The sequence below is a fragment of the Faecousia intestinalis genome (genome assembly GCF_040096185.1).
Classification (GTDB): domain Bacteria; phylum Bacillota; class Clostridia; order Oscillospirales; family Oscillospiraceae; genus JAZOXB01.
Genome location: NZ_JBBMFF010000042.1, coordinates 1 through 2796 on the forward strand (window position 1 = coordinate 1; position 2796 = coordinate 2796).

Sequence of the window (2796 nt, forward strand, 5' to 3'; positions counted from 1 at the left end):
GGCCCCTTCGGGGCCTCGCAATGACAAACCTTTGGCTTTCACCGTTTTATCGACAGCCTGCATTAGTCGACAGCATTGCGCCGGGAGGGGACAGCCCGGCCCCTACAACGGCCGTTCGTCAGCCCCGCCATTTTCTTCTATTTTTCCACAAATGCCCGCCGGTGTCAACCCGGCGGGCATAAATTTTCAATTTTGTCACATGTTTTCCGGCCGCGCGGAAATACTATCGCCGAAAAGAGGCGATGTCATGCAAAGCTTTGTCTGCGGCACGCGGCTGTGCTTCGGCGCGGACGCCCCCGCGGCCCTCGCCGGGCTGCACGCCGAGCGCGTGCTGCTCGTCACGGACCCCTATTTTGCCGAAAACGGCACGGCCGCGCGCTATGCCGCGGCCTTTCCCGGCGCGCAGGTCGAGATTTTCTCCGACGTCGCGCCCGATCCCCCGCTCTCTCTGGTGGCGCAGGGCGTCGCGCGCCTGCAGGCCCTGCGGCCGGACACCGTTCTGGCCCTCGGCGGCGGCTCCGCCATCGACTGCGCCAAGGGCATTGCCGCGCTCGGCGGCCTGCCCGTCCGCCTTGTGGCCGTGCCGACGACGTCCGGCAGCGGCTCGGAGGTCACGTCGTTCGCCATACTGACGCAGGGCGGCGTCAAGCACCCCCTCGTGGACCCGGCCCTGCGGCCGGAGCTGGCCATTCTGGACCCCGCCCTGCTCGAGGCCCTGCCCCCGCGCCTCATCGCGGAATCCGGCATGGACGCCGTTTCTCACTGTGTGGAGGCCGCGGCCGCACGCGAGGCCAGCCCCGTGACGGACGCGCTGGCCCACAGCGCCTGCCGGACGCTGCTGCGGCTGCTGCCGCGCTCGTTCGCGGGCGAGACGGCCGTGCGCGGAGACGTCCATCTGGCGGCCTCCATGGCGGCGCTGGCCTTTGACAATGCGGGCCTCGGCGCCTGCCACGCGCTGGCTCATGCCCTCGGCGGGCGCTTCCATGTGGCCCACGGACGCCTGTGCGCCATGCTGCTGCCGCACGTCATCGCCCACCACGCGGCCGAAGACCCCCATCCCTATGCCGCCCTTGCCGCGGCCTGCGGCCTGCCCGGCGTGCGCGGCCTGACGGGGACGATCGTCCGCCTGCGCGCCCGGCTCGGCCTGCCCGCAAGCTTAACAGAGGCCGGGGTCCCGCGCGAGGCCGTATTGGAGGCTGAAACGGACGTGCTCGAGGCCGCGCTGGCCGACCCCTGCGCATCGCAGGCCCCCGCTCCCCTGACCCGTGACGCGCTGCAGGTCCTGCTGCGGCAGGTGCTGTGAGCGCGGAAACGCTGCTGTCCGTCGGCATCGACCTCGGCACGACGACGACGCAGCTCGTCTTTTCCCGCCTGACCGTCCGCAACGAGGGCTCGGCCTTTTCCGTGCCGAACTACACCGTCGCCGCACGCGAGGTCCTGCGGCGCAGCGCCGTGCACTTCACCCCGCTGCGCTCGGAGCGCGAGCTGGACGCCGAGGCCATCGCCCGCATCGTGGACGCCGAATACGCCGCCGCAGGCATCGATCGCCGCGCCGTGCAGACCGGGGCCGTCATCATCACGGGCGAGACGGCCCGCCGCGAGAATGCCCGCGCCGTGCTTGAAGCGCTTTCCGGCTACGCCGGGGACTTCGTCGTGGCAACGGCCGGTCCCGCGCTGGAAAGCGCGCTGGCCGGGCGCGGAGCCGGGGCGGCGGATTATTCACAGGCGCACGCCTGTACCGTCGTGAATCTGGACATCGGCGGCGGTACGACAAACATCGCCCGTTTCACGAACGGGGCGCTGACGGACACGGCCTGCCTGAATGTCGGCGGGCGGCTCGTCAAGCTGGAGCCGGACGGCCGCGTGACCTACGTCTCGCCCGTGCTGCGGCCGTTCGTGCCCTACGCCCCCGGCGACCGGCTGACGCCGCAGGACCTCGCGCCGGCCGTTTCCCTGCTCACGGAGATTCTGGAGGAGGCCCTCGGCTTCCGCCCGGTATCCGATCCGGCGCGGCTGCGCTTTTTCGTCACGGACCGCCTGCCCGGCCCCGCGCCCGGCGCGGTCTACAGCTTTTCCGGCGGTGTGGCCGACCTGATGGACGACCGGCCGCGCGAGCCGTTTGCCTACGGAGACCTCGGCGTGCTGCTCGGCCGGGCCGTGGCCAAAAGCGCCGTCGGCCCGCGCATCCCCGCGCGCGAGACCATCCGCGCCACCGTCATCGGCGCGGGCTGCCACGCCACGGAGCTTTCCGGCAGCACGGTCTATTTTGACCGCATCGCCTTTCCGCTGAAAAATCTGCCCGTCGCCGCCCTGATGCCGGAGGAGGAGCACCTCCCGCCCGCGGAGCTGGCAGAAACCGTCCGGGCGCGGCTGGCCGTGTTTGAAGGAGGCCCGGCCGTTCTGGCCCTGCAGGGGCGGCGCGACCTGCACTTTGCAGCGCTGAGCGCCCTTGCCGACGGGCTGGCCGGCGGCCTGCGCGGCAGGGACGGGCCGGTGCTCGTGGCCGTGGCGGCCGATGTGGGCAAGGCCCTCGGGCAGGCGCTTGCCGTGCGGCTGCCGGGCGTGCCGCTGCTGTGCCTCGACGGCGTGCAGCTCCCGCCGGGAAGCTATCTCGACGTTGCCGCCCCCATTGCAGGCGGGCAGGTCCTCCCGGTCGTGATCAAAACGCTGGTTTTTTGAGGATATGCAATTGTAGGGGAGGGGACAGCCCGGCCCGGCGACGCACTGCTGCGATTAACAGGCTGTCATTAAAATGGCAAAAGCCAAAGGTTTGTCATTGCGAGGAGGCCAACGGCC

General features: G+C 70.6%; 2 protein-coding genes. Both read left to right on the forward strand.

The window, feature by feature from the left end:
- The first annotated feature begins 247 nt into the window (after positions 1 to 247).
- Positions 248 to 1303 (forward strand): iron-containing alcohol dehydrogenase family protein, encoded by a 1056-nt coding sequence (locus WMO66_RS00475; protein ID WP_349134442.1) that lies wholly within the window; start codon positions 248 to 250, stop codon positions 1301 to 1303.
- Positions 1300 to 2679: an ethanolamine ammonia-lyase reactivating factor EutA gene (locus tag WMO66_RS00480; RefSeq protein ID WP_349134443.1), complete on the forward strand. Its 1380-nt coding sequence runs from the start codon at positions 1300 to 1302 to the stop codon at positions 2677 to 2679. Before WMO66_RS00475 ends, WMO66_RS00480 begins: the two co-directional genes overlap by 4 nt.
- The last annotated feature ends 117 nt before the right edge of the window (positions 2680 to 2796 follow it).